Genomic DNA, 21,213 nt, shown 5'->3' with positions numbered 1-21,213 from the left:
TGGCGCCATGACCACCTCCCCCGAGAGCGACCGCGAGCGCATCCTGATCGTCGACGACGAACCCGCCGTGCGTGAGGCGCTCCAGCGGTCGCTCGCCTTCGAGGGGTACGCCACCGAGGTCGCCGTCGACGGCTTCGACGCGCTCGCCCGGGCGGCACAGTGCGCGCCCGATCTGATCGTGCTCGACATCCAGATGCCGCGGATGGACGGCCTGACCGCCGCCCGCCGGCTGCGCTCCGCGGGCTCGCGCGTACCGATCCTGATGCTGACCGCCCGTGACACGGTCGGCGACCGTGTCACGGGCCTGGACGCGGGCGCCGACGACTACCTGGTCAAGCCGTTCGAGCTGGACGAGCTGTTCGCCCGTGTCCGGGCGCTGCTGCGGCGCAGCTCCTACGCGTCGGCAGCCGGTCCCGCACCCGCCGAGGAGGACGTACTGACGTTCGCGGATCTGCGGATGGACCTGGCGACCCGCGAGGTCACCCGCCGTGGGCGCGCCGTCGAGCTGACGCGTACGGAGTTCACCTTGCTGGAGCTGTTCCTCGCCCATCCGCGCCAGGTGCTCACCCGTGAGCAGATCCTGAAGGCCGTGTGGGGCTTCGACTTCGAGCCGAGCTCCAACTCACTTGATGTGTACGTCATGTACCTGCGGCGCAAGACGGAGGCGGGCGGCGAGCCGCGGCTGGTCCACACGGTGCGGGGCGTGGGTTACGCGCTGCGGGAGGGGTCTTCCGAGTGATCAGCAGATTCCGGGCGCTGCCCCTGCGGTCCCGGCTGGCGCTGCTGGTGGCGACGGCGGTGGCGATCGCTGTGGCGGTGGTGTCCACGGCGTGCTGGTTCATCGTGCGCGACAAGCTGTACGACGAGGTCGACGCAAAGCTGCACTCGGTGAGCAGGGCCACGCAGATGCAGGCCATCAACATCCTCGCGGCACTGCGCAGCTGCCCCCGTGAGCCGGTCGAGCCGCCGCAGCCGGACGAGGTCCGAGGCCCGAGGCCGGTCTCCTTCTACTACTTCCAGCTCGCCCGGACGACCGACGAGCGGCCCTGCGTCTTCGCCGACTCCGCCGGCATCATCCCGGTCGAGGACAGCGACCGGCAGGTGGCGCGCGCGGGGGACCCGGACGTCGAGTCGTACCGCAACACCGAGGACACCAAGGGGGTCCCGGTCCGGGTGCTCACGCGCCCGGCCGTCGTGGACGGGCCGGGCGGCGCCGTCGTCGAGGACACCGCGGTGATGTTCGCCCTGCCCCTCACCGACACCGAACGCACCCTGAACTACCTGGCTCTGCTGATGCTCGTCGTCTCCGGCATCGGCGTGCTCGGCGCGGGCGCGGCAGGTGCCTGGATCGCCCGCACAGGGCTGCGCCCGGTCGACGAACTGACGGGCGCGGTCGAGCATGTGGCCCGGACCGAGGACCTGAGCGTGCGCATCCCGGTCGAGGGCGACGACGAGATCGCGCGGCTGTCCCGCTCGTTCAACGCGATGACCGCCGCGCTGGCGTCCTCGCGCCATCTCCAGCAGCAGCTGATCGCCGACGCCGGCCACGAGCTGCGCACCCCGCTCACCTCCTTGCGCACCAACATCGAACTGCTGACACGCAGTGAGGAGACCGGCCGGGCGATACCGCCCGACGACCGCCGGGCGCTGATGGCCTCGGTGAAGGCGCAGATGACCGAACTGGCCTCGCTCATCGGGGATCTGCAGGAGCTGTCCCGGCCGGACGCCGCGGCACGGGGGCAGCTTCTGGTCGTCGCGCTGCACGAGGTCGCCCAGGCGGCACTGGAGCGGGTCCGGCTGCGCGGTCCCGAGCTGGTGTTCCGTACGGAGCTGGAGCCCTGGTACGTACGGGCCGAACAGGCTGCGCTGGAGCGGGCCCTGGTCAACGTCATGGACAACGCGGTCAAGTTCTCGCCTCCGGGTGGGGTGGTCGAGGTGACCCTGCGGGGCGGCGAGCTGTCGGTGCGCGACCACGGGCCGGGCATCCCTGCCGATGAACTCCCGCATGTCTTCGAGCGGTTCTGGCGCTCGCCGTCGGCGCGGGCACTGCCGGGCTCGGGTCTCGGGCTGTCGATCGTGGCCCGTACGGTGCAGCAGGCAGGCGGCCGGATCAGGCTGGTACCGGCACCGGGTGGGGGCACGTGTGCGCTGATCAGCCTGCCGGGCGCGGCGACCTTGCCACCGGCGAGCTCCTGACCGTAGCGCCACCCGCCACAACCTCACGAGACGGACCGTCTTGCGTCAGCCGGAAGGCGGCGTTACGGTGGATACGAGACGGACCGGTTCGTCTCGCATTCCTTCGTCAACGGAAGGCACCGCCCTTGTTCCCAGTCGCCGCACCCGCCACCTCCCAGCTCGCGCTGACCGACGTCACCAAGCGCTACGACGACCATGTCGTCCTCGACCGTGTCTCCCTCACCGTCCGCCCCGGCGAAAAGGCCGGCATCGTCGGCGACAACGGCTCCGGCAAGTCCACGCTGCTGCGCCTCATCGCAGGCCAGGAGCAGCCCGACAACGGCACGGTCACCGTCACCGCCCCCGGCGGCATCGGCCATCTCGCCCAGACCCTCGGCCTCCCCGGCACCGCACTCGTCCGCGATGCCGTCGATCTCGCACTCGCGGACCTGCGCTCGCTGCAACGGCGCATCCACGCCGCGGAGGCCGGCCTGCACCGCACGGGCGAGACCGGGTCCGAGGAGTACGCCCGGCTGACCGCCGAGTTCGAGGCGCGCGGCGGCCATGACGCCGACCGGCGGGTCGCGGTCACCCTGCGCAGGCTCGGCGAACGCGAGGCGCTCGATCCCGGACGGCCGCTGACCACTCTCTCCGGCGGTCAGCGCTCCCGGCTCGCGCTGGCGGCGACCCTCGCGTCCGCGCCCGAACTGCTGCTGCTCGACGAGCCCACCAACGACCTCGACGACGAGGCCGTCGGCTGGCTGGAGGAGCACCTGCGCACGCACCGCGGGACAGTGGTCGCGGTCACCCACGACCGCGCCTTTCTCGACCGTGTCACCTCGACCGTTCTGGAGGTGGACCACGACCGCAGGGCCGTGCACCGCTACGGCAACGGCTACGCCGGATTCCTCACCGCCAAGGCCGCGGCCCGTGCCCGCCGGGTGCGGGAGTACGAGGAATGGCGCCTGGACGTGGCCCGCCACTCGGCACTCGCCGAGTCGAACATCGGCCTGCTGTCGGCGATCCCGCGCAAGGCCCCGGCCGCGTTCAGCGGAGCGGGCGCGTTCCGGGCACGCTCCCGGGCCCACGGGGCGATGAGCCGTATCCGCAACGCACGCGAACGGCTGCACCGGCTGACCGAGCACCCTGTGCCACCGCCGCCCGAACCGCTGCGCTTCACGGGCCGCATCGAGGGCGAGCCGGCGGGCGGTGTCGAACTGTCGGGCGTACGGGTCCCTGGCCGGCTCGTGCTCGACGCGCTGTGCGTCGAGCCCGGCGGGCGGCTGCTGGTCACCGGACCGAACGGCGCGGGCAAGTCCACCCTGCTCCAGGTGCTTGCCGGGGAGCTGGCGCCGTCCACGGGCAGGGTCCGCCGCCCGGACCGGGTCGGGATGCTGCGCCAGAGCACGGACCCGGCCGGCCGGGACGGCCGTACGGCACTCCAGGCGTACGGCGAGGAGCGTGCCGACGCCCTGGTGGCAACAGGTCTGCTGCGGGCCCGGGATCTCGCCAGGCCGCTGCGGACGCTGTCCACCGGTCAGCGGCGCAGGCTCGAACTGGCCCGCCTGGTCGGCGAACCGATCGACCTGCTGCTGCTCGACGAACCCACGAACCACCTCGCTCCGGCGCTGGTGGAGGAGCTGGAGGCGGCGCTGGCGGCGTATGGGGGCACGCTGGTGGTCGTCACGCACGACCGCCGGATGCGGGCGGGGTTCGACGGGGCGGAACTGGTCGTCACCCCGTGCTCTGTGTGACTCGGCCCTGACAACCGGACATCGGCCGCACTACCTTCGGGGGATGCAGCCACAGCAGCCTCACTCCGCGCCCTTCCCGGCGCCCCCGCCCGGACCGCCTGCTCCCCCGTCGCCCCGTCGCCGCACCGGCCCACTGGTCGCGGCGCTGGCGATCGGACTGCTGATAGGCGGCGGGGCAACAGGCGCGGCCTGGGCGCTCTTCGGCGGCGGCGGGTCCGGGCCGGCGTCCGATGCCCAGGGAGCGTGCAACGCGCTTGCCGGCTTCGACGGCTCGAAGATCACGGGCAAGGGAAAGGAGAGCGACATGGCGCTCTACCGCTTCGCCGGCGCGTTCGACCTCTCCGCGGCGGCGGCCGCGGGCGACTCGGAGTACAAGCCGCTCGCGGACGCGATCAGCCGGACGCGCCTCCACTACGCCTCGGAGGGGGAGTTCAACGCCGCGGTGAAGAAGGACCTCGACAAGGCCCGCGGCATCTGCGACGACCTCTGATCCCCCGCGTCATCCGTTGTGTCGGACGAGTGAGTCGACCAGGCCGGCGCGGGTGTTCGGGAAGTCGAGCGGCACGATCCCGAGCCCGCGCCAGCCGCTCGCCTCGGAGCCGTTGACGAAGGAGTGGACCCGGGGGTTGAGGTTGTCGGAGTTCCAGCGGGGCGGCAGATACGCCGACGTGCTGACGTAGTTGATGTACAGCTTCCCGGGCTGCTGGACGGCCTTGCGGAAGTGCGCCTCGATCTTGGGGTACTTGGCATTCGGGGCGGCGTTCCAGTCGTCCTGGATGTCGAAGAGCGAGCCGTCCCCGTACCGGACGCCGGGCAGCCCGCCGTTGTCGCCGAGCAGCACGACCCTGCCGCGTGCCTCGCCGAGCGCGGGGATCCCGTCGCCGATCCGGAACAGCGGGCGCCAGCCCCGGTTGTCGAGGTAGTCGTCGAAGACGGCCCGGAAGGTGGCGTCACTCTCCTGCGAGTACTCCTGCTTCACCCGCATCAGGACGGTCTCGGAGGGGTGGGCGGCGAGGAAGTCGCGGCAGGCGACGAGCACGTCGCCGAACATCAGGTTCTGGTAGAAGGCGGCGTGGTGGATGGCGAACGAGCCGCCGGTGACGCGGCACCGTATGTCCAGGAACCGGATGCCGCTGTTCAACTGGTCGGCGATGGTCGTGTTCTGGCATGCCACCCACAAGCCGCCGAAGCGCGCACCCGAGTCATGGGTGCCCGGGACGGTGAGCCGTTGCAGGGGTGTCGAGTCGGCGGCGCCGGCCATCCAGTCCTGAACGGACAGGGTGCGGCCCGGCGCGGCGGCGGCGTGGGGGGCGCCGATGAGGGCGGCGGCCGATACGGCTGCGGCCCCGGTGAGAAATCTCCGTCGGTCCATGAGCCCGGAGCATGACGGGGCCACGTCAAGTCTCGCCAGAGCCCGTACACCCCTGACGTCCGGCCTTCAGGAAACCGCAGGCCGGAGGGGACCTGGGCGTTGCGGGAGTTCCTCGCCGCGTCCGACCGGAACGGCTGAGGGGCGGCGGGCCATCGGCCCGCCGCCCCTCGTACTCGGACTGCGCCTGCTACTTCACGACCGTGATCCGGCCCGTCGCCGGCGGCGCGAGCGGGGCGGCCGCGCTCGAGTGGGCGGCGAAGTAAGCGGTGAGGATGTCCAGGTCGGACCCGCCCACCAGCTTGTTCTTGTGCTCCTTCAGCACGGTGAAGCCATCACCGCCACCGGCCAGGAACTCGTTCATCGCGACCCGGTAGGTCTTCGCCGGGTCGATCGCCTCGCCGTTCAGCTTCACCGAGTCCACGACGATCCGGTCGGCACCGGTCTTCGTCATGTCCAGGGTGTACGTGAAGCCCTTCGACACCTGGAGGATCTTCGGAGCCGCCTGGTTCGGACCGCTGACCTGCTGCTGGAGCACGGTGATCAGCTGCGCGCCGGTCAGGTCGACGGCCGTCATCATGTTGGTGAACGGCTGGACGGTGAACGCCTCGCCGTACGTCACGACACCGTCGCCCTCACTGCCGGACGCCTTGTGGACCAGGCCCGCGCGGATACCGCCCGGGTTCATGAGGGCGAGCTGCGCGCCCCCCTTGTCGGCGGGCGCCATGCCCTCCAGCTGCGCGTCCGCGATCAGGTTGCCGATCGGCTTCTCGGGCGCCTCGAAGGAGTTCTCGATGTCACCGGATATGTAGCCGACGGGCCGACTCGCGATGGGCGCGGCAAGCGTGTTCCAGCGGTCGATGAGCTGCGTCATGTCCTCGGCCTTCGGCACGTCACGCGTGACGACATGGTTGGCGGAGGCGACGGACGTCCGCACGATGTCGCGGGTGCGACGGTCGTACGTGAGCGTCGTGTCGGTGTACAGCTTGCCGAACGAAGCGGCCGAGGTGACGGTGCGCGGCTTCCCGGACGGGTCCGGGACGGTGCACGCGTACGCCTGGTGGGTGTGGCCGGTGACAAGGGCGTCGACCTGCGGGCTGACGTTCTTGGCGATGTTGACGATCGGGCCCGAGATACCGTCGCCCGGACCGGGGCTGTCACAGTTGTAGTTGTACGAGGACGAGGCCGGCGCCCCGCCTTCGTGCAGCAGGGCGACGATCGACTTGACGCCCTTGCGCTCCAGCACCTTGGTGTACTTGTTGATCGTCTCGACCTCGTCACCGAACTTCAGGCCCTTGATGCCCTCGGCGGAGACGATGTCCGGCGTGCCCTCCAGGGTGACGCCGATGAAGCCGATCTTGACCCCGTTCTTCTCCCAGATGAAGTACGGGTCGAGGATCGGCCGGCCGGACTTCTCCTTCGTCACGTTGGCGGCGAGGTAAGGGAAGTCCGCGCCCTCGAACTTCTTGGGCTTGCCGTTCGCCTTCTTCTCGTAGCAGCCCTCGGTCGGGTGGCAGCCGCCGTTCTGGAGGCGGGCGAGCTCCACGGCCCCCTCGTCGAACTCGTGGTTGCCGACGGAGGTGACGTCGAGGTCGAGCTTGTTGAGCGCCTCGATCGTCGGCTCGTCGTGGAACAGCCCGGAGAGCAGCGGCGAGGCGCCGACCATGTCGCCGGCCGCGGCGGTGATCGAGTACCGCTTGCCCTCACGCGCCTGGCGCAGATGGGTCGCGAGGTATTCGGCGCCGCCCGCGTCGATGGTCGTGGTGGTGCCGTCCGGGTTCGTGCGCGTGACGCGCCCGGCCGAACCGGCGGGCGGCTGGAGGTTGCCGTGCAGGTCGTTGAAGGAGAGCAGCTGCACATCGACGGTGCGCGTCCAGTGGTGCCGGCTGCTGTGACGGTCCCCGTCCGCCGCCCCGGCCGGCATCGCGGCGACGAGCGCGCCGACGGTGGCGAACCCGGCAGCGGCGGCGAGCAGGCGCCGGTTCCGCTTGGTCGCGCGGTGATTGTGTGGTGTCGCTGACATCTGTCCCCTTGTCAGTTCCAGCGTGTTGTGTATGTCGAGCGGCAGCCTAGAGTCAACGCGCGTAGCGCGACAGGGGGATGAGGGTTACGACCTGGTTGCCATCTTTCGTCGGCGGGCCGCCCCACGCGCTTCACCCACATGGGGGAACGGCGGCGGACGGCACGCCGACGCGCCACGGTGAACGGGGGCCCGTCAAACGCAGCACTCGGAGATCCCGCCACAGCCACCCCCGCCGTACCCTCGATTCCATGACGATCGACGCAGTGATTCCGGAGCCCGGCCGGCAGATCCAGGCCCACGACGAGCTCAGCCCCCAGCAGGCCCAGGCCGTGCTCGGGCTGCTTGCCGACGCTGCACGGTCCGACGGCATGCAGGCCGTCTCCGAGCAGGGACGGCTGCAGATGCGCGGTGGGAAGCGGGAGGGCGTACAGCACTTCCTGCTCACGGTCGACGGCGTGCTCGTCGGATACGCCCAGCTCGAGGACACGGACCCGGTCGAGGCGCCGGCCGCCGAACTGGTCGTGCATCCCGGGCACCGCGGGCGCGGGCACGGGCGGGCGCTCGGCACCGCACTGCTGGGGGCGTCGGGCAAGCGGCTGCGGGTGTGGGCACACGGCGGCAAGTCCGCCGCCCGGCATCTGGCCCAGGTGCTCGGGCTCACCCTCTTCCGGGAACTGCGCCAGCTGCGGCGTCCGTTGGCGATCGGCAGCGTTCCCGAGCCGGTGTATCCGGCCGGGGTGACCGTACGCACGTTCGTGCCCGGCGAGGACGACGCCAACTGGCTCGCGGTGAACGCCGCCGCCTTCGCGCACCACCCCGAACAGGGGTCGCTGGTCCAGCGGGATCTCGATGACCGCAAGGCCGAACCGTGGTTCGACCCGAAGGGGTTCTTCCTCGCCGAGGTGGCCGGGGAGATCGTCGGCTTCCACTGGACGAAGGTGCACGCCGAGGAGCAGCTCGGCGAGGTCTACGTGGTCGGCGTCCGCCCGGACGCGCAGGGCACCGGCCTCGGGACGGCACTGACGGCGACCGGTCTGCGGCACCTCGCCGCGCAGGGCGTGCCGACCGCGATGCTCTATGTCGACGCGGACAACGCGGCGGCGCTGCGGGTGTACGAGGGCATGGGCTTCGTCACCCACGAAGTGGATCTGATGTACCGCACGGAGTCGTAACGGCTCAGGGGCAACCAGACGCCGGGGCCGGTGGCGATTGACACCGGCCCCTCACTTGCGACACCGGTACGGCCGTCGGACCCTGCTCATCGCCACCGCAGGACGGCCTGCCGTCATGCGAGGAGCAGGCCTGCTCGTCCGTCGCGTTCGAATACTCCGGGCACGTGAGCCTGGCCTCCACGCTGATCGCCTGGCTCCCGTTTCGCCGTCGCCGTGTACGCGGGCAAGGTGCTGATCGTCCGCGATCGCCGGCGCGGCACCGCCGCCCTGGCCTGGACCCGGTCCATCACCCCGGCCCGCTGGCTCGCCGCGAAACTCCTGCTCCCCGCCCTGCCGATCACCGCGGGCACGGCGCTGCTGTACCGCTGGGCACGCAGCTCCGGCACCCCCGCCCTGGCCGACGAGTGGTACTCCCGCGACGTGTTCCACGCGCTCGGACCCGTCAACCTCGCATACGCACTGTGCGGACTGGCCACCGGCACCCTCGCGGGCCTGCCGCTGCGCCGCGCCCTGCCCGCCGCCGGGCTCGCCCTCCTCACCACCATCGTCCTGAACGCCCTCGGCGACCGCTACCGCGAGCGGCTGTGGCCGATCCTGGAGTCGCCGATCCTGGACCACGTCACGGCCGGCGACCCCATGAGCTCATGGAGCGTGGACAACGGGGGCCATCCGCCCTCGCACTTCTGGCCGCTGCAGCTCGTCGAGACCGGTATCGTCCTCACGCTCACCGCTGCGCTGACCACCGCGGCGTTCGTGGTGCTGCGCCGCCGCCACGGCTGACGCGCCGCGGCAAGCGGCCGGCTTTCGTACACGCCGACTTTCGTATGCACGGACGCAGGGCCCCCGGATTCCGATGCCCGGGAGCCCTGCCCCGCTTTCCCTCACGTCATGTCGTTGTTACCGGGCATTCAGACGACCTTGCGACCCTCAGGCAATGCAGCCCGCTGTGCCCGCCTCCCCGAACGGCAGAGATCCCCTCGTCCCGGCCACCTCCGACGCGCCCGTCCTGCCTTCGGCGCGGAAGAATGGGTTTATGAGCCAGCAGCCCGCCGAGGTACCGGTCCAGCACCCCACGCCGTCCGTCGGTTCCATAGCCGCACACCGACGGCACACCAGCGCCGCCACGGTGTCCGATCTCGAGCCCGACATCGACTCCCTCGACGCGTACGACGAGGAGCGCGAGCCGAAGACGCCGGAGCTGCCCTCGGGCAGGTTCCTGGACCGCGAGCGCAGCTGGCTCGCGTTCAACGAGCGTGTGCTGGAGCTCGCGGAGGACCCGGCGACGCCGCTGCTCGAGCGCGCCAACTTCCTCGCGATCTTCGCCTCCAACCTGGACGAGTTCTTCATGGTCCGGGTGGCAGGCCTCAAGCGCCGTATCGCCACCGGCGTCGCCACCCGCTCCGCCTCCGGTCTCCAGCCCCGCGAGGTCCTCGACCTGATCTGGACCCGCTCCCGCGAGCTCATGGCCCGGCACGCCGCCTGCTACCAGCAGGACGTGGCACCGGCGCTCGCCGAGGAAGGCATCCATGTCATCCGCTGGCCGGAACTCACCGAGAAGGAGCAGGCGCGCCTCTTCACGCTCTTCCGCCAGCAGATCTTCCCGGTCCTCACGCCGCTCGCCGTCGACCCCGCACACCCCTTCCCGTACATCTCGGGTCTGTCGCTGAACCTCGCGGTCGTCGTGCGCAACCCGGTCAGCGGCCACCGCCACTTCGCGCGGGTCAAGGTGCCACCGCTGCTCTCCCGGTTCCTGGAGGCGTCCCCGCAGCGCTACGTCCCCCTCGAGGACGTCATCGCCGCCCACCTGGAGGAACTGTTCCCCGGGATGGAGGTACTGGCCCACCACATGTTCCGGGTGACCCGGAACGAGGACCTGGAGGTGGAGGAGGACGACGCCGAGAACCTCCTCAAGGCCCTGGAGAAGGAGCTCATGCGGCGCCGCTTCGGGCCGCCGGTGCGCCTGGAGGTCGAGGAGTCCATCGACCCGTACGTCCTCGACCTGCTGGTGCGCGAGCTGAAGGTCTCCGACGCCGAGGTGTACCCGCTGCCAGGGCCGCTCGACCTGACCGGACTGTTCGGGCTCTCCGCGCAGGACCGGCCCGAGCTGAAGTACCCGAAGTACGTGGCCGGCACCCACCGGGACCTCTCCGAGGTCGAGTCCGCGTCCGCGCCCGACATCTTCATGGCGCTGCGCGAACGGGACGTGCTGCTGCACCACCCGTACGACTCGTTCTCCACGTCGGTGCAGGCCTTCCTGGAGCAGGCCGCGGCCGACCCGGACGTGCTCGCGATCAAGCAGACCCTCTACCGCACCTCCGGCGACTCCCCGATCGTCGACGCACTGATCGACGCCGCCGAGTCCGGCAAGCAGGTCCTCGTCCTCGTCGAGATCAAGGCCCGCTTCGACGAGCAGGCCAACATCAAGTGGGCACGCAAGCTGGAGGAGTCCGGCTGCCATGTCGTGTACGGGCTGGTGGGCCTGAAGACCCACTGCAAGCTGTCGCTGGTGGTCCGCCAGGAGGGCGAACTCCTGCGGCGCTACTCGCACGTCGGCACCGGCAACTACCACCCGAAGACCGCCCGGCTGTACGAGGACCTGGGCCTGCTGACCGCCGACCCGCAGGTCGGCGCGGACCTGTCCGACCTGTTCAACCGGCTCTCCGGCTACTCGCGCCGCGAGACCTACCGGCGGCTGCTGGTCGCCCCCAAGTCCCTGCGCGACGGCCTGGTGTCGCGGATCAACAAAGAGGCCGTCCACCACCGGGCCGGCCGCCCCGCCTACGTCCGCATCAAGGTCAACTCGATGGTGGACGAGGCGGTCATCGACGCCTGCTACCGGGCGGCCATGGCGGGCGTGCCCGTCGACATATGGGTGCGCGGCATCTGCGCGATACGCCCTGGCGTGGCGGGCCTCTCGGAGAACATCCGGGTGCGCTCGATCCTCGGCCGCTTCCTGGAGCACTCCCGGATCTTCGCCTTCGGCAACGGCGGCGAGCCCGAGGTGTGGTTCGGCAGCGCCGACATGATGCACCGAAACCTCGATCGCCGGATCGAGGCACTGGTACGGGTCACCGACCCGGCCCACCGCGCGGCCCTCAGCCGGATGCTGGAGACCGGTATGTCCGACGGCACGTCCTCCTGGCACCTCGGTCCGGACGGCGAGTGGACACGGCATGCCACGGACTCCGACGGCCAGCCGCTGCGGCACGTACAGGAGATGCTCATAGACGCCCGGAGGCGCCGGCGTGCACAGCCCTGAACTTTCCCGGCGGAACACCACGGCCACCGCCGAGGTCACGGCGGGCGACGTGGTGGCCCGCTACCTCCATGCGCAGGCGGCCGACTTCCTGCGCAGCCTGCGGCTGCACAGCGAGGGCGGCGCCGACACGCAGGTCGTCGCCGGGGCGGCGCATGCGCTGCGCCACTCGTCGCGCCGCATCAGCGGCACGCTGCACACGTTCCGCCCGCTGCTGGACGGGGCCTGGGCGGACGGCCTGCGCACGGAACTGGGGTGGCTGTCGGCGACGCTGGCCCACGAACACGCCTGCACCTCGCGCCTGGACCGCCTGCTGGCGGCCCTCTCCCGCCTGTCGGGCACCGCCCCGCTGCCCGCGGCACGACAGCCGTTGCCCGCGGCGGGCGGCAGCCGCCGAGGCAGCTCCGCCACGGCCGGCCACACGGCCGGCACCGGCGGCCCGGGCAACGCCGACGACGCTGCCAAATCCGGCCACGTGTCCGAAGCCGGCCCCGGCAGCGCGGACGACGCCGCAGACCCGCACGGACCCGGCGGCCGGGCGGGTGCCGATCCCCTGGCCGGTCCCAGCAGCGCCGACGGCTCCACGAACCAGGCCGACCCGGCCGCCGCGGGCCGTGGCCCGGCGGCGACGGGCGCCGCCCTTGGTGCGGCCGCTTCCCAGGTCCCCGCGCAGACGTCCGCTCACGCCGCCGGTGCGGAGGCCGGCGGCGTGAGCGGCACGGAGCGGACCGGGAACCCCGGCGAACCCGTGACCCGGCGGACCGTGCCCGCCGGTTCCGTCGGCGCCCCCCGGTCGGCCGGGTCGCTCGGGCTCGACGAACCTGACGCTGCCGTCCGCCCGGTCGGCCGCCCGGTCCGTGCCGCGGCCCCGGCTCCCGTCTCAGCCGCGCCCGGCGCAGGCGCCACCGCCGAAGCCAGGCGCGCCACCGGAACGCTGGCGGTCGGTGCCGCGCGGGCCGGGGCGCTGCTGGAGCGGCAGCTCACGCTCGCCCGGACCCGGGCCCACTCCGCCGCGCTCCAGACGCTCGGGTCGTCCCGGTTCCATGCCGTCGCGGACGCCGTCGCCGTACTGGCCTCCGAGCTCCCCCTCGCCCCTGCCGCCGAGCGCACGGCCGCCGAGACCCTCGTGCCCCAGGCCGAGACCGCCGAGCAGCGGCTGCTGGAGGCCGTCGCGGCGCTGCCACTGGGCCGCGCCGCCCATCCGTACAACGCGGACGCCCTGATGAACGGCCTGGCCACCGCCGGTGACGAGCAGGACGCGCCCTGGCACGAGGTCCGCCGGCTGCTGCGCCTGCACCGTTACGCACAGGAGGTGCTGTACCCCGGCGCGGACCAGGTGCTCCGGCACGCCGGACGGGTCCTGGACCGGCACCGGGACGCCGCCGAGGCTGCAGCGGCCGCGGCGGCAGCCGCCCGTACTCCCCGAATCGCGCCCGCAACGGCCTACGCCCTCGGGGTGCTTCACGCCGACCAGCGGCACGAGGTCGAGGCCGCCCGCTTCGCCTTCCAGCAGGAGTGGCGGCACGCCACGGCGGTGTCGGCCCCGTGACGGACGGCGACCCCGTCCTCGCCGCGGGCTGTGTGCTGTGGCGCCGGTCGCCCTCCGGCCAGGGGATCGAACTTGCACTGGTCCACCGACCGAAATGGACGGATTGGTCCCACCCGAAGGGCAAGCTGAAGCGCGGGGAAGACGCCCGCCAGGCCGCGGTACGGGAGGTGCTGGAAGAGACCGGAATGGCGTGCAACCTGGGATCGGAGTTGCCCACCACCCGGTACACCGTCGAGGGCAACCTCAAGGAGGTCCGCTACTGGGCGGCTGAGGCCACCGCCGGCGAGTTCCTGCCGAACAAGGAAGTCGACCGATTGCTGTGGCTGCCCCCTGCTGCGGCGCGCATCCGGTTGACCCGGGACAGAGACAAGGAGCTGGTCACGGCTCTTCTCGATGCTCTGCACCTGCCACGAAACGCCCCGTGAAATCAGTTCTGAGCGCCGTTGGCGGGCTCTCCGCGCCGCACGAAGCCATGGGACCGTAAGTAGCGACAAGGCAACCACTGGTTACATTCACCTGCCGTGTGAACCACGGGGCGACGGATCCCCTCAGCACCAGATGAGTTCCACCGCATCGGGGGTCCCCGGCCCGAGTGGGAGCCGACGTACAAGATCCTCGATGCCCCCCCGACCGCGGCCCGCAACCGTCTCACCGAGCCCCGCGACCGCGCTCTTCTCGACGCGCTCCGCGAGGCACTGCACGTAGCTTGAGCAGGGATGACGCACTGCGCATCCGACGCCTGCCCCCTGCTCCCGCCGAAGAGCCCCTCATCGGTCATCCGGCGCCACACGCCCGTCGCGCGCGCTCGGCCGAACAGGTGAACACTGAATCGAGCACCAGGCCGCCCTGCATGGTTCACCTGCCGTTCACTCTCTCCCGTTGGTCGCGTCACCTGATCTGCCTAATTTCGGCCTTACACGGTGACCGGCGCAGTGCTGGTCCCCCCACCCCGACGCACGCCGCCATAGAACGTTCAGAGTCAGGCGGCAACTGGAAGGAACACCCGAAAAGTGAAGCTTCAGCGCAAGAACGGGCTTCGCGCCACCGCGCTCGGTGCCCTGGCCGTGTCCGGCGCCCTGGTCCTCACGGCGTGTGGTTCGGACGACAACACCAAGCCTGGCACCGGCGAGACGTCCAAGGCCTCCTCGAACATCAAGTGCGACGACGCCAAGGGCAAGCTGCTCGCGTCCGGTTCCAGCGCACAGAAGAACGCCATGGACCTCTGGGTCAAGAACTACATGGCCGCCTGCACCGGCGTGGAGGTCAACTACAAGTCCTCCTCCTCCGGTGAGGGCATCGTCGCCTTCAACCAGGGCACCGTCGGCTTCGCGGGCTCCGACTCGGCGCTCAAGCCCGAAGAGGTCGAGGAGTCCAAGAAGATCTGCAAGACCGGCCAGGGCATCAACCTGCCCATGGTCGGCGGCCCCATCGCCATCGGCTACAACGTGCCGGGCGTGGACAAGCTGAACCTGGACGCCGCCACCCTCGCGAAGATCTTCAACAACAAGATCAAGAAGTGGAACGACCCGGCGATCGCCGCGCTGAACGAGGGCACCAAGCTCCCGGACACCGCGATCCAGGCCTTCCACCGCTCCGAGGACTCCGGCACCACCCAGAACCTCGGTAAGTACCTCGCCGCCACCGCCGCGAAGGACTGGCCGTACGAGCCCGAGAAGAAGTGGCCGGCCCCGGGTGGCCAGGCCGCGTCCGGCTCCGCGGGCGTCGCCGCCCAGGTCAAGCAGGCCGAAGGCTCCATCGGTTACTTCGAGCTCTCCTACGCGACCTCGCAGTCCATCCCGACCGTGAACATCGCCACCGGTGCTGCCGCCCCGGTCGAGGCCACGTCGGAGAACGCCTCCAAGGCCATCGCCGCCGCCAAGGTCAAGGGCACCGGCAAGGACCTGGCCCTGGACCTCGACTACGCCACCAAGGCCGACGGCGCCTACCCGATCGTCCTGGTGACCTACGAGGTCGTCTGCGACAGCGGCAACAAGGCCGACACCCTCGGCACCGTCAAGTCCTTCCTGACCTACACGGCCTCCGACGAGGGCCAGAAGGTCCTGACGGAAGCCGGCTACGCCCCGATCCCGGCCGAGATCAACGCCAAGGTCCGCGAGACCGTCGCGGGTCTGAAGTAACACAGCCGGCCGGCGGGGGCCTCGCCCCCGCCGGCCACCCTCCGGTGCACCGCCGCCAGGGGAGCCGCTCCGCTCCCCCACCCCAGACCGGAAAGATCATGGCTTCCACCACACCCACAGACTCTCTGCCTCCGACACCGGCTCCGCCGGTCACCAGACGAGCCACCTCCACGGGCCGCGCGGGCGACAAGGTCTTCCTCGGCCTGTCCCGCGGCTCGGGCATCCTGCTGCTGGTGATCATGGCGTCGATCGCCGTGTTCCTCACCTACCGCGCCACGCTCGCCATCTCGAAGGACGAGGGCAACTTCCTCACCACCTTCGACTGGAACCCGGCGGGCAACCCGCCGGTCTTCGGCATCGCGGTCCTTCTCTTCGGCACGGTCGTCAGCTCGATCATCGCGATGGTGATCGCGGTACCGATCGCCGTCGGCATCGCGCTGTTCATCTCGCACTACGCGCCGCGCAAGCTTGCCGCCCCCATCGCCTACGTCGTCGATCTGCTGGCCGCCGTGCCGTCGATCGTCTACGGCATCTGGGGCGCGCTCTTCCTGGTCCCGTACCTCGAGGGCCTCAACCTCTGGCTCGACGAGTTCTTCGGCTGGACCTACATCTTCGAGAAGACCGAAGTGGGCGTCGCCCGCTCGCTCTTCACCGTCGGCCTGCTGCTGGCGATCATGATCCTGCCGATCGTGACCAGCGTCAGCCGCGAGGTCTTCCTCCAGGTCCCCCGGATGAACGAGGAAGCGGCCCTGGCGCTCGGCGCCACCCGCTGGGAGGTCATCCGCATGTCGGTGCTGCCCTTCGGCCGCTCCGGCGTGATCTCCGCCTCGATGCTCGGCCTCGGCCGTGCCCTCGGCGAGACGATGGCCGTCGCCACCGTCCTGTCCCCGAGCTTCGTGATCTCCCTCCACCTGCTCAACCCGGGCGGCGGAACCTTCGCGCAGAACATCGCCGCGAAGTTCGACGAGGCCAATGAACTCGGACGCGACGCACTGATCGCCTCCGGTCTGGTCCTCTTCATCCTCACCCTGCTGGTCAACGGCGCGGCCCGCATGATCATCGCGCGCCGCAAGGAGTACTCGGGGGCCAACGCATGAGCCACGCAGCCATACAGGACAGGAAGACGCCGCCGAGGCCCGGACGCAGCGGAAGCCTCAGCTCCCGCGCCCTCCCGCGCGGCTCCCAGGCCCTCTTCGCCGTCGTGGCCGTCGCCCTCGGTGTCGGCATCGGCATCGTGGCCGGCTGGGAGAGCAAGATCCAGTGGGGCCTGATCTCCGCCCTGCTCTTCGTCGTCATCTCGTACGTGGCCACCAGCGCCGTCGAGAACAGGCGCCAGGCCAAGGACCGGCTCGCCACCAGCGTCGTCTGGGTGTGCTTCATCCTCGCCGTGATCCCGCTGTTCTCGCTGATCTGGGTCACCGTCAGCCGCGGCGTGAAGGCCCTCGACGGGTACTTCCTCAGCCACTCGATGGCCGGCGTCCCCGGCTTCGAGCCCGGTGGCGGTATCTACCACGCGATCATCGGCACCCTGGAGCAGGTCGGTCTCGCCACCGTGATCTCCGTGCCGATCGGCCTGCTGACCGCCATCTACCTCGTCGAGTACGGCAAGGGCACGCTGGCCAAGGCCGTCACCTTCTTCGTCGACGTGATGACGGGTATCCCGTCGATCGTCGCCGGCCTCTTCCTGCTGTCGATCATGCTGATGTTCGATCTGCAGCCGTCCGGCCTGATGGGCGCGCTGGCCCTGGCGATCCTGATGCTCCCGGTCGTGGTCCGCTCCACCGAGGAGATGCTCAAGCTCGTCCCGAACGAGCTGCGCGAGGCCTCGCTGGCCCTCGGTGTGCCGAAGTACCGCACGATCCTGAAGGTGGTCATCCCGACCGCGCTCGGCGGCATCACCACCGGTGTGATGCTCGCGATCGCCCGTATCGCCGGTGAGACCGCCCCGATCATGCTGCTCGTCTTCGGCGCCCAGCTGATCAACAGCAACCCGTTCGAAGGCGCCCAGTCCTCGCTCCCCTACTACATCTGGGAGCAGTACCGGGTCGGCAGCGAGGCGTCGTACGACCGCGCCTGGGCCGCCGCCCTGGTCCTGATCGCCTTCGTCATGATCCTCAATCTGGTGGCCCGCGGCATCGCCCGCTGGAAGGCCCCGAAGACCGGCCGCTAAGGCCTCGATATTCGGCTCCGCCGAGCGGGGCTCACGAAAGAAGAAGTGATTCACATGGCCAAGCGAATCGACGTCAGCGGCCTGACCGCCTACTACGGCACCCACAAGGCCATCGAGGACATCTCGATGACCGTTGAGCCCCGCTCCGTGACGGCCTTCATCGGCCCCTCCGGCTGCGGAAAGTCCACCTTCCTGCGCACCCTGAACCGCATGCACGAGGTCACTCCCGGTGGCCGCGTCGAGGGCAAGGTGCTGCTGGACGACGAGAACCTGTACGGGTCGGGCGTGGACCCCGTCGCCGTGCGCCGTACGGTCGGCATGGTCTTCCAGCGCCCGAACCCGTTCCCGACCATGTCGATCTTCGACAACGTCGCGGCGGGCCTGCGTCTGAACGGCTCGTACAAGAAGAACGAGCTGGCGAATGTCGTCGAGAAGTCCCTCAAGGGCGCGAACCTCTGGAACGAGGTCAAGGACCGCCTCAACAAGCCCGGCTCCGGCCTGTCCGGTGGTCAGCAGCAGCGTCTGTGCATCGCCCGCGCGATCGCGGTCGAGCCCGACGTCCTGCTGATGGACGAGCCCTGCTCGGCGCTGGACCCGATCTCCACGCTGGCGATCGAGGACCTGATCGGCGAGCTGAAGGAGCGGTTCACGATCGTCATCGTGACGCACAACATGCAGCAGGCGGCCCGCGTCTCGGACCGTACGGCCTTCTTCAACCTGTCCGCGGTCGGCCAGCCCGGCAAGCTGATCGAGATCGACGAGACCGAGCGCATCTTCGCCAACCCGTCGGTCCAGGCGACCGAGGACTACATCTCGGGACGCTTCGGATGATGGACGGCCCCGTGGTGAGCCTGGGCAGGGGCCGTTGGTGGCCGCTGCCGGTGGTGGGTTCACCCGGGGCGCACGCCGACGGCCCCGTGGTGAGCCTGGGCAGGGGCCGTTGGTGGCCGCTGCCGGTGGTGGGTTCACCCGGGGCGCACGCCGACGGCCCCGTGGTGAGCCTGGGCAGGGGCCGTTGGTGGCCGCTGCCGGTGGTGGGTTCACCCGGGGCGCACGCCGACGGCCCTGTGCCGAGCCTGGCCAGGGGGCGCTGGTGGTTGCGGCGGGTGACGGTTTCACCCAGGGAGCACGCCGACGCAGCCGGCCGCCCATAAAGACGTCCTGCGGTGCTGCATGGCGGTGCCACCGCAAGGCGAAGGGCCCGCCCCTCTCTCCCAGAGGGGCGGGCCCGCTTGTCGTTGGTGCACAGGTGACCGCCGTGGCGTGACGCTGTGCCGTCGGCTGCTGTGCGTGGTCACGGTCCCGGTGACGGCGAAGGGGCGGGCCGGGGGAACACCCCGGCCCGCCCCTTCGTACACGACTGCGTACGACGCACGATCCGTCAGGCGAAGATCAGGTGCACGATCCCGTAGCTCAGTGCCGCGGCCAGCGCCGCCGCCGGCATGGTGATGAACCACCCGAGCACGATGTTCTTCGCGACACCCCACCGCACCGCGTTCACCCGCTTGGTCGCCCCGACACCCATGATCGCGGAGGTGATCACATGTGTCGTCGAGATCGGCGCGTGGAACAGGAACGCCGAACCGAACATGATCGACGCCCCCGTCGTCTCCGCCGCGAACCCCTGCGGCGGGTCCAGCTCGATGATCTTGCGGCCGAGCGTACGCATGATGCGCCAGCCACCCGCGTACGTACCGAGCGACAGCATCACCGCGCAGGCGATCTTCACCCACACCGGGATCGGGTCACCGAAGTCCTCGACATCGGCGATGACCAGCGCCATCACCACGATACCCATGGTCTTCTGCGCGTCCTGGAGACCGTGGCCGAGGGCCATGCCCGCCGCCGAGACCGTCTGCGCGATACGGAAACCCCGCTTCGCCTTGTGCGGATTCGACCTGCGGAAGATCCACATGATCGCGCACATCACCAGATAGCCGACGCAGAGACCGACGACCGGCGAGATGAACATCGGGATGACGACCTTGTCGAGCACCCCGGACCAGATCACCTCGGTCCCGCCCGCCAGCGCCGCGCCCACCATGCCGCCGAACAGCGCGTGCGAGGACGACGACGGCAGGCCGAAGTACCAGGTGACCAGGTTCCAGACGATCGCGCCGAGGAGTGCCGCGAAGAGGATCCCCATGCCCCGGTCGCCCTTGGGCGTCTCGATCAGACCCTCGCTGACGGTCTTGGCCACGCCGCTGCCGAGGAAGGCTCCGGCGAGGTTCATCACCGCCGCCATCGCCAGCGCCACCCGGGGGGTCAGCGCCCTGGTGGACACCGAGGTGGCGATCGCGTTGGCGGAGTCGTGGAAGCCGTTGGTGTACGTGAAGAAGAGCGCGACCCCGATGGTCACAACCAGCGCAAAGGTGTCCACGAAGCTCAGGACTCCTTGACCGCGATGGTCTCCACAGTGTTCGCCACATGCTCGAAGGCGTCAGCGGCCTCTTCCAGCACATCCACGATCTGCTTCAGCTTGAGCACCTCGATGGCGTCGTACTTGCCGTTGAAGAGGTGTGCGAGGAGCTTGCGGTGGATCTGGTCGGCCTGGTTCTCGAGCCGGTTGACCTCGATCCAGTACTCCGTGAGGTTCTCCATGGTGCGCAGATGCGGCATCGCCTCGGCCGTCAGCTCGGCCGCCCGGGCCAGCACCTCGATCTGCTGCTCGACGCCCTTGGGCAGTTCCTCGACGTTGTAGAGGACGACCAGGTCGACGGCCTCCTCCATGAAGTCCATGATGTCGTCGAGCGACGATGCGAGGGCGTAGATGTCCTCGCGGTCGAAGGGCGTGATGAACGAGGAGTTCAGCTGGTGGAAGATCGCGTGGGTCGCGTCGTCCCCGGCGTGCTCCGCAGCCCGCATCCGTTCGGCGATCTCTGCTCGGCCGGACGTGTCCGCCCCGAGCAGTTCCATCAGGAGCCTCGAGCCCGTGACGATGTTGTCCGCGGACGCGGCGAACATGTCGTAGAAGCTCGTCTCCCTGGGGGTCAGACGAAATCGCACGTGGGGTCCTCGGGGTGCTTTGAATTGGGTCAGGCTGATGCTAGGCGCATCATCCGGCCACAGCTAACCGGCAAGGTCCCAGTGTCGCCCATGGGCTTTCGCGATCAATACGGGCCCCACCCGGATCTCACCCAATTCGTTACGATATACCCACGAGGGGTATACGGACCCTTTCAGGACAGCGGGAGGACGCGATGACGACCACTGAGGCGGCCGGCCCCCCGGTCACCGACCACGGCGACGGTCACGACGCGGCGACACACGGCTACCACAAGCAGAAGGACGAGCACCTCAAGCGCCTTCGGCGGATCGAAGGCCAGATCCGCGGCCTGCAGCGGATGGTCGACGAGGACGTGTACTGCATCGACATACTCACCCAGGTCTCGGCCTCCACGAAGGCCCTGCAGTCCTTCGCGCTCCAGCTGCTCGAGGAGCATCTGCGGCACTGTGTGGCGGACGCGGCGATGAAGGGCGGCGAAGAGGTCGACGCCAAGGTGGAAGAAGCGACGAAGGCGATCGCGCGCCTGCTGCGCACCTGATCCCGTCCGCCCCGGGGCCTGCCGACCCGGCTCCGGGCCGTGGCCGGAAATGGACGGTGCGC

General features: G+C 70.2%; 18 protein-coding genes and 1 pseudogene. 15 read left to right on the top strand and 4 right to left on the bottom strand.

Annotation, left to right across the window (positions count from 1 at the left end; translation table 11 throughout):
- The first annotated feature begins 7 nt into the window (after window positions 1-7).
- The 4 genes from OHS70_RS19610 to OHS70_RS19595 all read left to right on the top strand — a co-directional run bounded on the left by OHS70_RS19610 (window position 8) and on the right by OHS70_RS19595 (window position 4,419).
- Window positions 8-739: a response regulator transcription factor gene (locus OHS70_RS19610; RefSeq protein ID WP_328399086.1), complete on the top strand. Its 732-nt coding sequence runs from the start codon at window positions 8-10 to the stop codon at window positions 737-739.
- Window positions 736-2,196 (top strand): HAMP domain-containing sensor histidine kinase, encoded by a 1,461-nt coding sequence (locus OHS70_RS19605; protein WP_328399085.1) that lies wholly within the window; start codon window positions 736-738, stop codon window positions 2,194-2,196. The genes OHS70_RS19610 and OHS70_RS19605 overlap by 4 nt, the downstream gene beginning before the upstream one ends.
- Before the next feature lie 125 nt (window positions 2,197-2,321).
- On the top strand, window positions 2,322-3,929 hold the full coding sequence (locus OHS70_RS19600) for an ABC-F family ATP-binding cassette domain-containing protein (RefSeq protein ID WP_328399084.1): 1,608 nt from the start codon (window positions 2,322-2,324) through the stop codon (window positions 3,927-3,929).
- Window positions 3,930-3,972: 43 nt separating this feature from the next.
- Window positions 3,973-4,419 carry a hypothetical protein gene (locus OHS70_RS19595; protein ID WP_328399083.1) on the top strand — a complete coding sequence of 149 codons (447 nt, stop codon included), beginning with the start codon at window positions 3,973-3,975 and terminating at the stop codon, window positions 4,417-4,419.
- Window positions 4,420-4,428: 9 nt separating this feature from the next.
- On the opposite strand, the gene OHS70_RS19590 is transcribed toward OHS70_RS19595, so the two are convergent.
- Together OHS70_RS19590 and OHS70_RS19585 are read right to left on the bottom strand one after the other, a co-directional pair.
- Window positions 4,429-5,301, bottom strand: a complete 873-nt coding sequence (locus OHS70_RS19590; RefSeq protein WP_328399082.1) for a phosphatidylinositol-specific phospholipase C — start codon at window positions 5,299-5,301, stop codon at window positions 4,429-4,431.
- A gap of 187 nt (window positions 5,302-5,488) precedes the next feature.
- Complete coding sequence (locus OHS70_RS19585; protein WP_328399081.1) at window positions 5,489-7,321, bottom strand: bifunctional metallophosphatase/5'-nucleotidase; 1,833 nt, start codon at window positions 7,319-7,321, stop codon at window positions 5,489-5,491.
- Window positions 7,322-7,569: 248 nt separating this feature from the next.
- Between OHS70_RS19585 and mshD the strand changes: the two genes are divergently transcribed.
- The 10 genes and pseudogenes from mshD (at window position 7,570) to pstB (ending at window position 18,437) form a co-directional block, all read left to right on the top strand.
- The gene (mshD, locus tag OHS70_RS19580; RefSeq protein ID WP_328399080.1) at window positions 7,570-8,493 is read left to right on the top strand and encodes a mycothiol synthase; all 924 of its coding nucleotides are present in this window, start codon (window positions 7,570-7,572) and stop codon (window positions 8,491-8,493) included.
- Window positions 8,494-8,706: 213 nt separating this feature from the next.
- Window positions 8,707-9,273, top strand: coding sequence for a hypothetical protein (locus tag OHS70_RS19575; protein ID WP_328399079.1), 567 nt, complete (start codon window positions 8,707-8,709; stop codon window positions 9,271-9,273).
- Window positions 9,274-9,526: 253 nt separating this feature from the next.
- Window positions 9,527-11,752, top strand: a complete 2,226-nt coding sequence (locus OHS70_RS19570) for an RNA degradosome polyphosphate kinase (RefSeq protein ID WP_328399078.1) — start codon at window positions 9,527-9,529, stop codon at window positions 11,750-11,752.
- Window positions 11,739-12,116: pseudogene (locus tag OHS70_RS19565) on the top strand (CHAD domain-containing protein); the annotation flags it as partial. The gene OHS70_RS19570 and the pseudogene OHS70_RS19565, both read left to right, overlap by 14 nt.
- Window positions 12,117-12,224: 108 nt before the next feature.
- Window positions 12,225-13,298: a CHAD domain-containing protein gene (locus OHS70_RS19560; RefSeq protein WP_328405760.1), complete on the top strand. Its 1,074-nt coding sequence runs from the start codon at window positions 12,225-12,227 to the stop codon at window positions 13,296-13,298.
- Window positions 13,295-13,723, top strand: coding sequence for an NUDIX hydrolase (locus OHS70_RS19555; protein WP_328399077.1), 429 nt, complete (start codon window positions 13,295-13,297; stop codon window positions 13,721-13,723). The genes OHS70_RS19560 and OHS70_RS19555 overlap by 4 nt, the downstream gene beginning before the upstream one ends.
- Window positions 13,724-14,308: 585 nt before the next feature.
- Window positions 14,309-15,436: a phosphate ABC transporter substrate-binding protein PstS gene (gene pstS, locus OHS70_RS19550; protein WP_328399076.1), complete on the top strand. Its 1,128-nt coding sequence runs from the start codon at window positions 14,309-14,311 to the stop codon at window positions 15,434-15,436.
- 98 nt (window positions 15,437-15,534) lie between these two features.
- Window positions 15,535-16,533 carry a phosphate ABC transporter permease subunit PstC gene (gene pstC / locus OHS70_RS19545; RefSeq protein ID WP_328399075.1) on the top strand — a complete coding sequence of 333 codons (999 nt, stop codon included), beginning with the start codon at window positions 15,535-15,537 and terminating at the stop codon, window positions 16,531-16,533.
- Window positions 16,530-17,606, top strand: coding sequence for a phosphate ABC transporter permease PstA (pstA, locus tag OHS70_RS19540; protein ID WP_328399074.1), 1,077 nt, complete (start codon window positions 16,530-16,532; stop codon window positions 17,604-17,606). Before pstC ends, pstA begins: the two co-directional genes overlap by 4 nt.
- 54 nt (window positions 17,607-17,660) lie before the next feature.
- On the top strand, window positions 17,661-18,437 hold the full coding sequence (gene pstB / locus OHS70_RS19535; protein WP_328399073.1) for a phosphate ABC transporter ATP-binding protein PstB: 777 nt from the start codon (window positions 17,661-17,663) through the stop codon (window positions 18,435-18,437).
- A gap of 550 nt (window positions 18,438-18,987) precedes the next feature.
- Here pstB and OHS70_RS19530 read toward each other — a convergent pair.
- Together OHS70_RS19530 and OHS70_RS19525 are read right to left on the bottom strand one after the other, a co-directional pair.
- Window positions 18,988-19,986: an inorganic phosphate transporter gene (locus OHS70_RS19530; RefSeq protein WP_328399072.1), complete on the bottom strand. Its 999-nt coding sequence runs from the start codon at window positions 19,984-19,986 to the stop codon at window positions 18,988-18,990.
- Window positions 19,987-19,991: 5 nt separating this feature from the next.
- Window positions 19,992-20,612: a DUF47 domain-containing protein gene (locus tag OHS70_RS19525; protein WP_328399071.1), complete on the bottom strand. Its 621-nt coding sequence runs from the start codon at window positions 20,610-20,612 to the stop codon at window positions 19,992-19,994.
- Between the two features lie 194 nt (window positions 20,613-20,806).
- Here OHS70_RS19525 and OHS70_RS19520 point away from each other — a divergent pair, with 194 nt between their 5' ends.
- Window positions 20,807-21,151 carry a metal-sensitive transcriptional regulator gene (locus OHS70_RS19520; protein WP_328399070.1) on the top strand — a complete coding sequence of 115 codons (345 nt, stop codon included), beginning with the start codon at window positions 20,807-20,809 and terminating at the stop codon, window positions 21,149-21,151.
- Window positions 21,152-21,213: the final 62 nt, after the last annotated feature.

This window comes from Streptomyces sp. NBC_00390, assembly GCF_036057275.1.
In the GTDB taxonomy this organism is placed as follows: domain Bacteria; phylum Actinomycetota; class Actinomycetes; order Streptomycetales; family Streptomycetaceae; genus Streptomyces.
This window is presented reverse-complemented; position numbering and strand designations above follow the sequence as displayed.

What these genes read in the sequence shown, in the direction of transcription:
- OHS70_RS19610 (WP_328399086.1), top strand. Translation starts at nt 8, where the DNA reads ATGACCACCTCCCCCGAGAGCGACCGCGAGCGCATCCTGATCGTCGAC.
- OHS70_RS19595 (WP_328399083.1), top strand. Translation starts at nt 3,973, where the DNA reads ATGCAGCCACAGCAGCCTCACTCCGCGCCCTTCCCGGCGCCCCCGCCC.
- OHS70_RS19590 (WP_328399082.1), bottom strand. Translation starts at nt 5,301, where the DNA reads ATGGACCGACGGAGATTTCTCACCGGGGCCGCAGCCGTATCGGCCGCC.
- OHS70_RS19585 (WP_328399081.1), bottom strand. Translation starts at nt 7,321, where the DNA reads ATGTCAGCGACACCACACAATCACCGCGCGACCAAGCGGAACCGGCGC.
- mshD (WP_328399080.1), top strand. Translation starts at nt 7,570, where the DNA reads ATGACGATCGACGCAGTGATTCCGGAGCCCGGCCGGCAGATCCAGGCC.
- OHS70_RS19570 (WP_328399078.1), top strand. Translation starts at nt 9,527, where the DNA reads ATGAGCCAGCAGCCCGCCGAGGTACCGGTCCAGCACCCCACGCCGTCC.
- pstC (WP_328399075.1), top strand. Translation starts at nt 15,535, where the DNA reads ATGGCTTCCACCACACCCACAGACTCTCTGCCTCCGACACCGGCTCCG.
- pstA (WP_328399074.1), top strand. Translation starts at nt 16,530, where the DNA reads ATGAGCCACGCAGCCATACAGGACAGGAAGACGCCGCCGAGGCCCGGA.
- pstB (WP_328399073.1), top strand. Translation starts at nt 17,661, where the DNA reads ATGGCCAAGCGAATCGACGTCAGCGGCCTGACCGCCTACTACGGCACC.
- OHS70_RS19520 (WP_328399070.1), top strand. Translation starts at nt 20,807, where the DNA reads ATGACGACCACTGAGGCGGCCGGCCCCCCGGTCACCGACCACGGCGAC.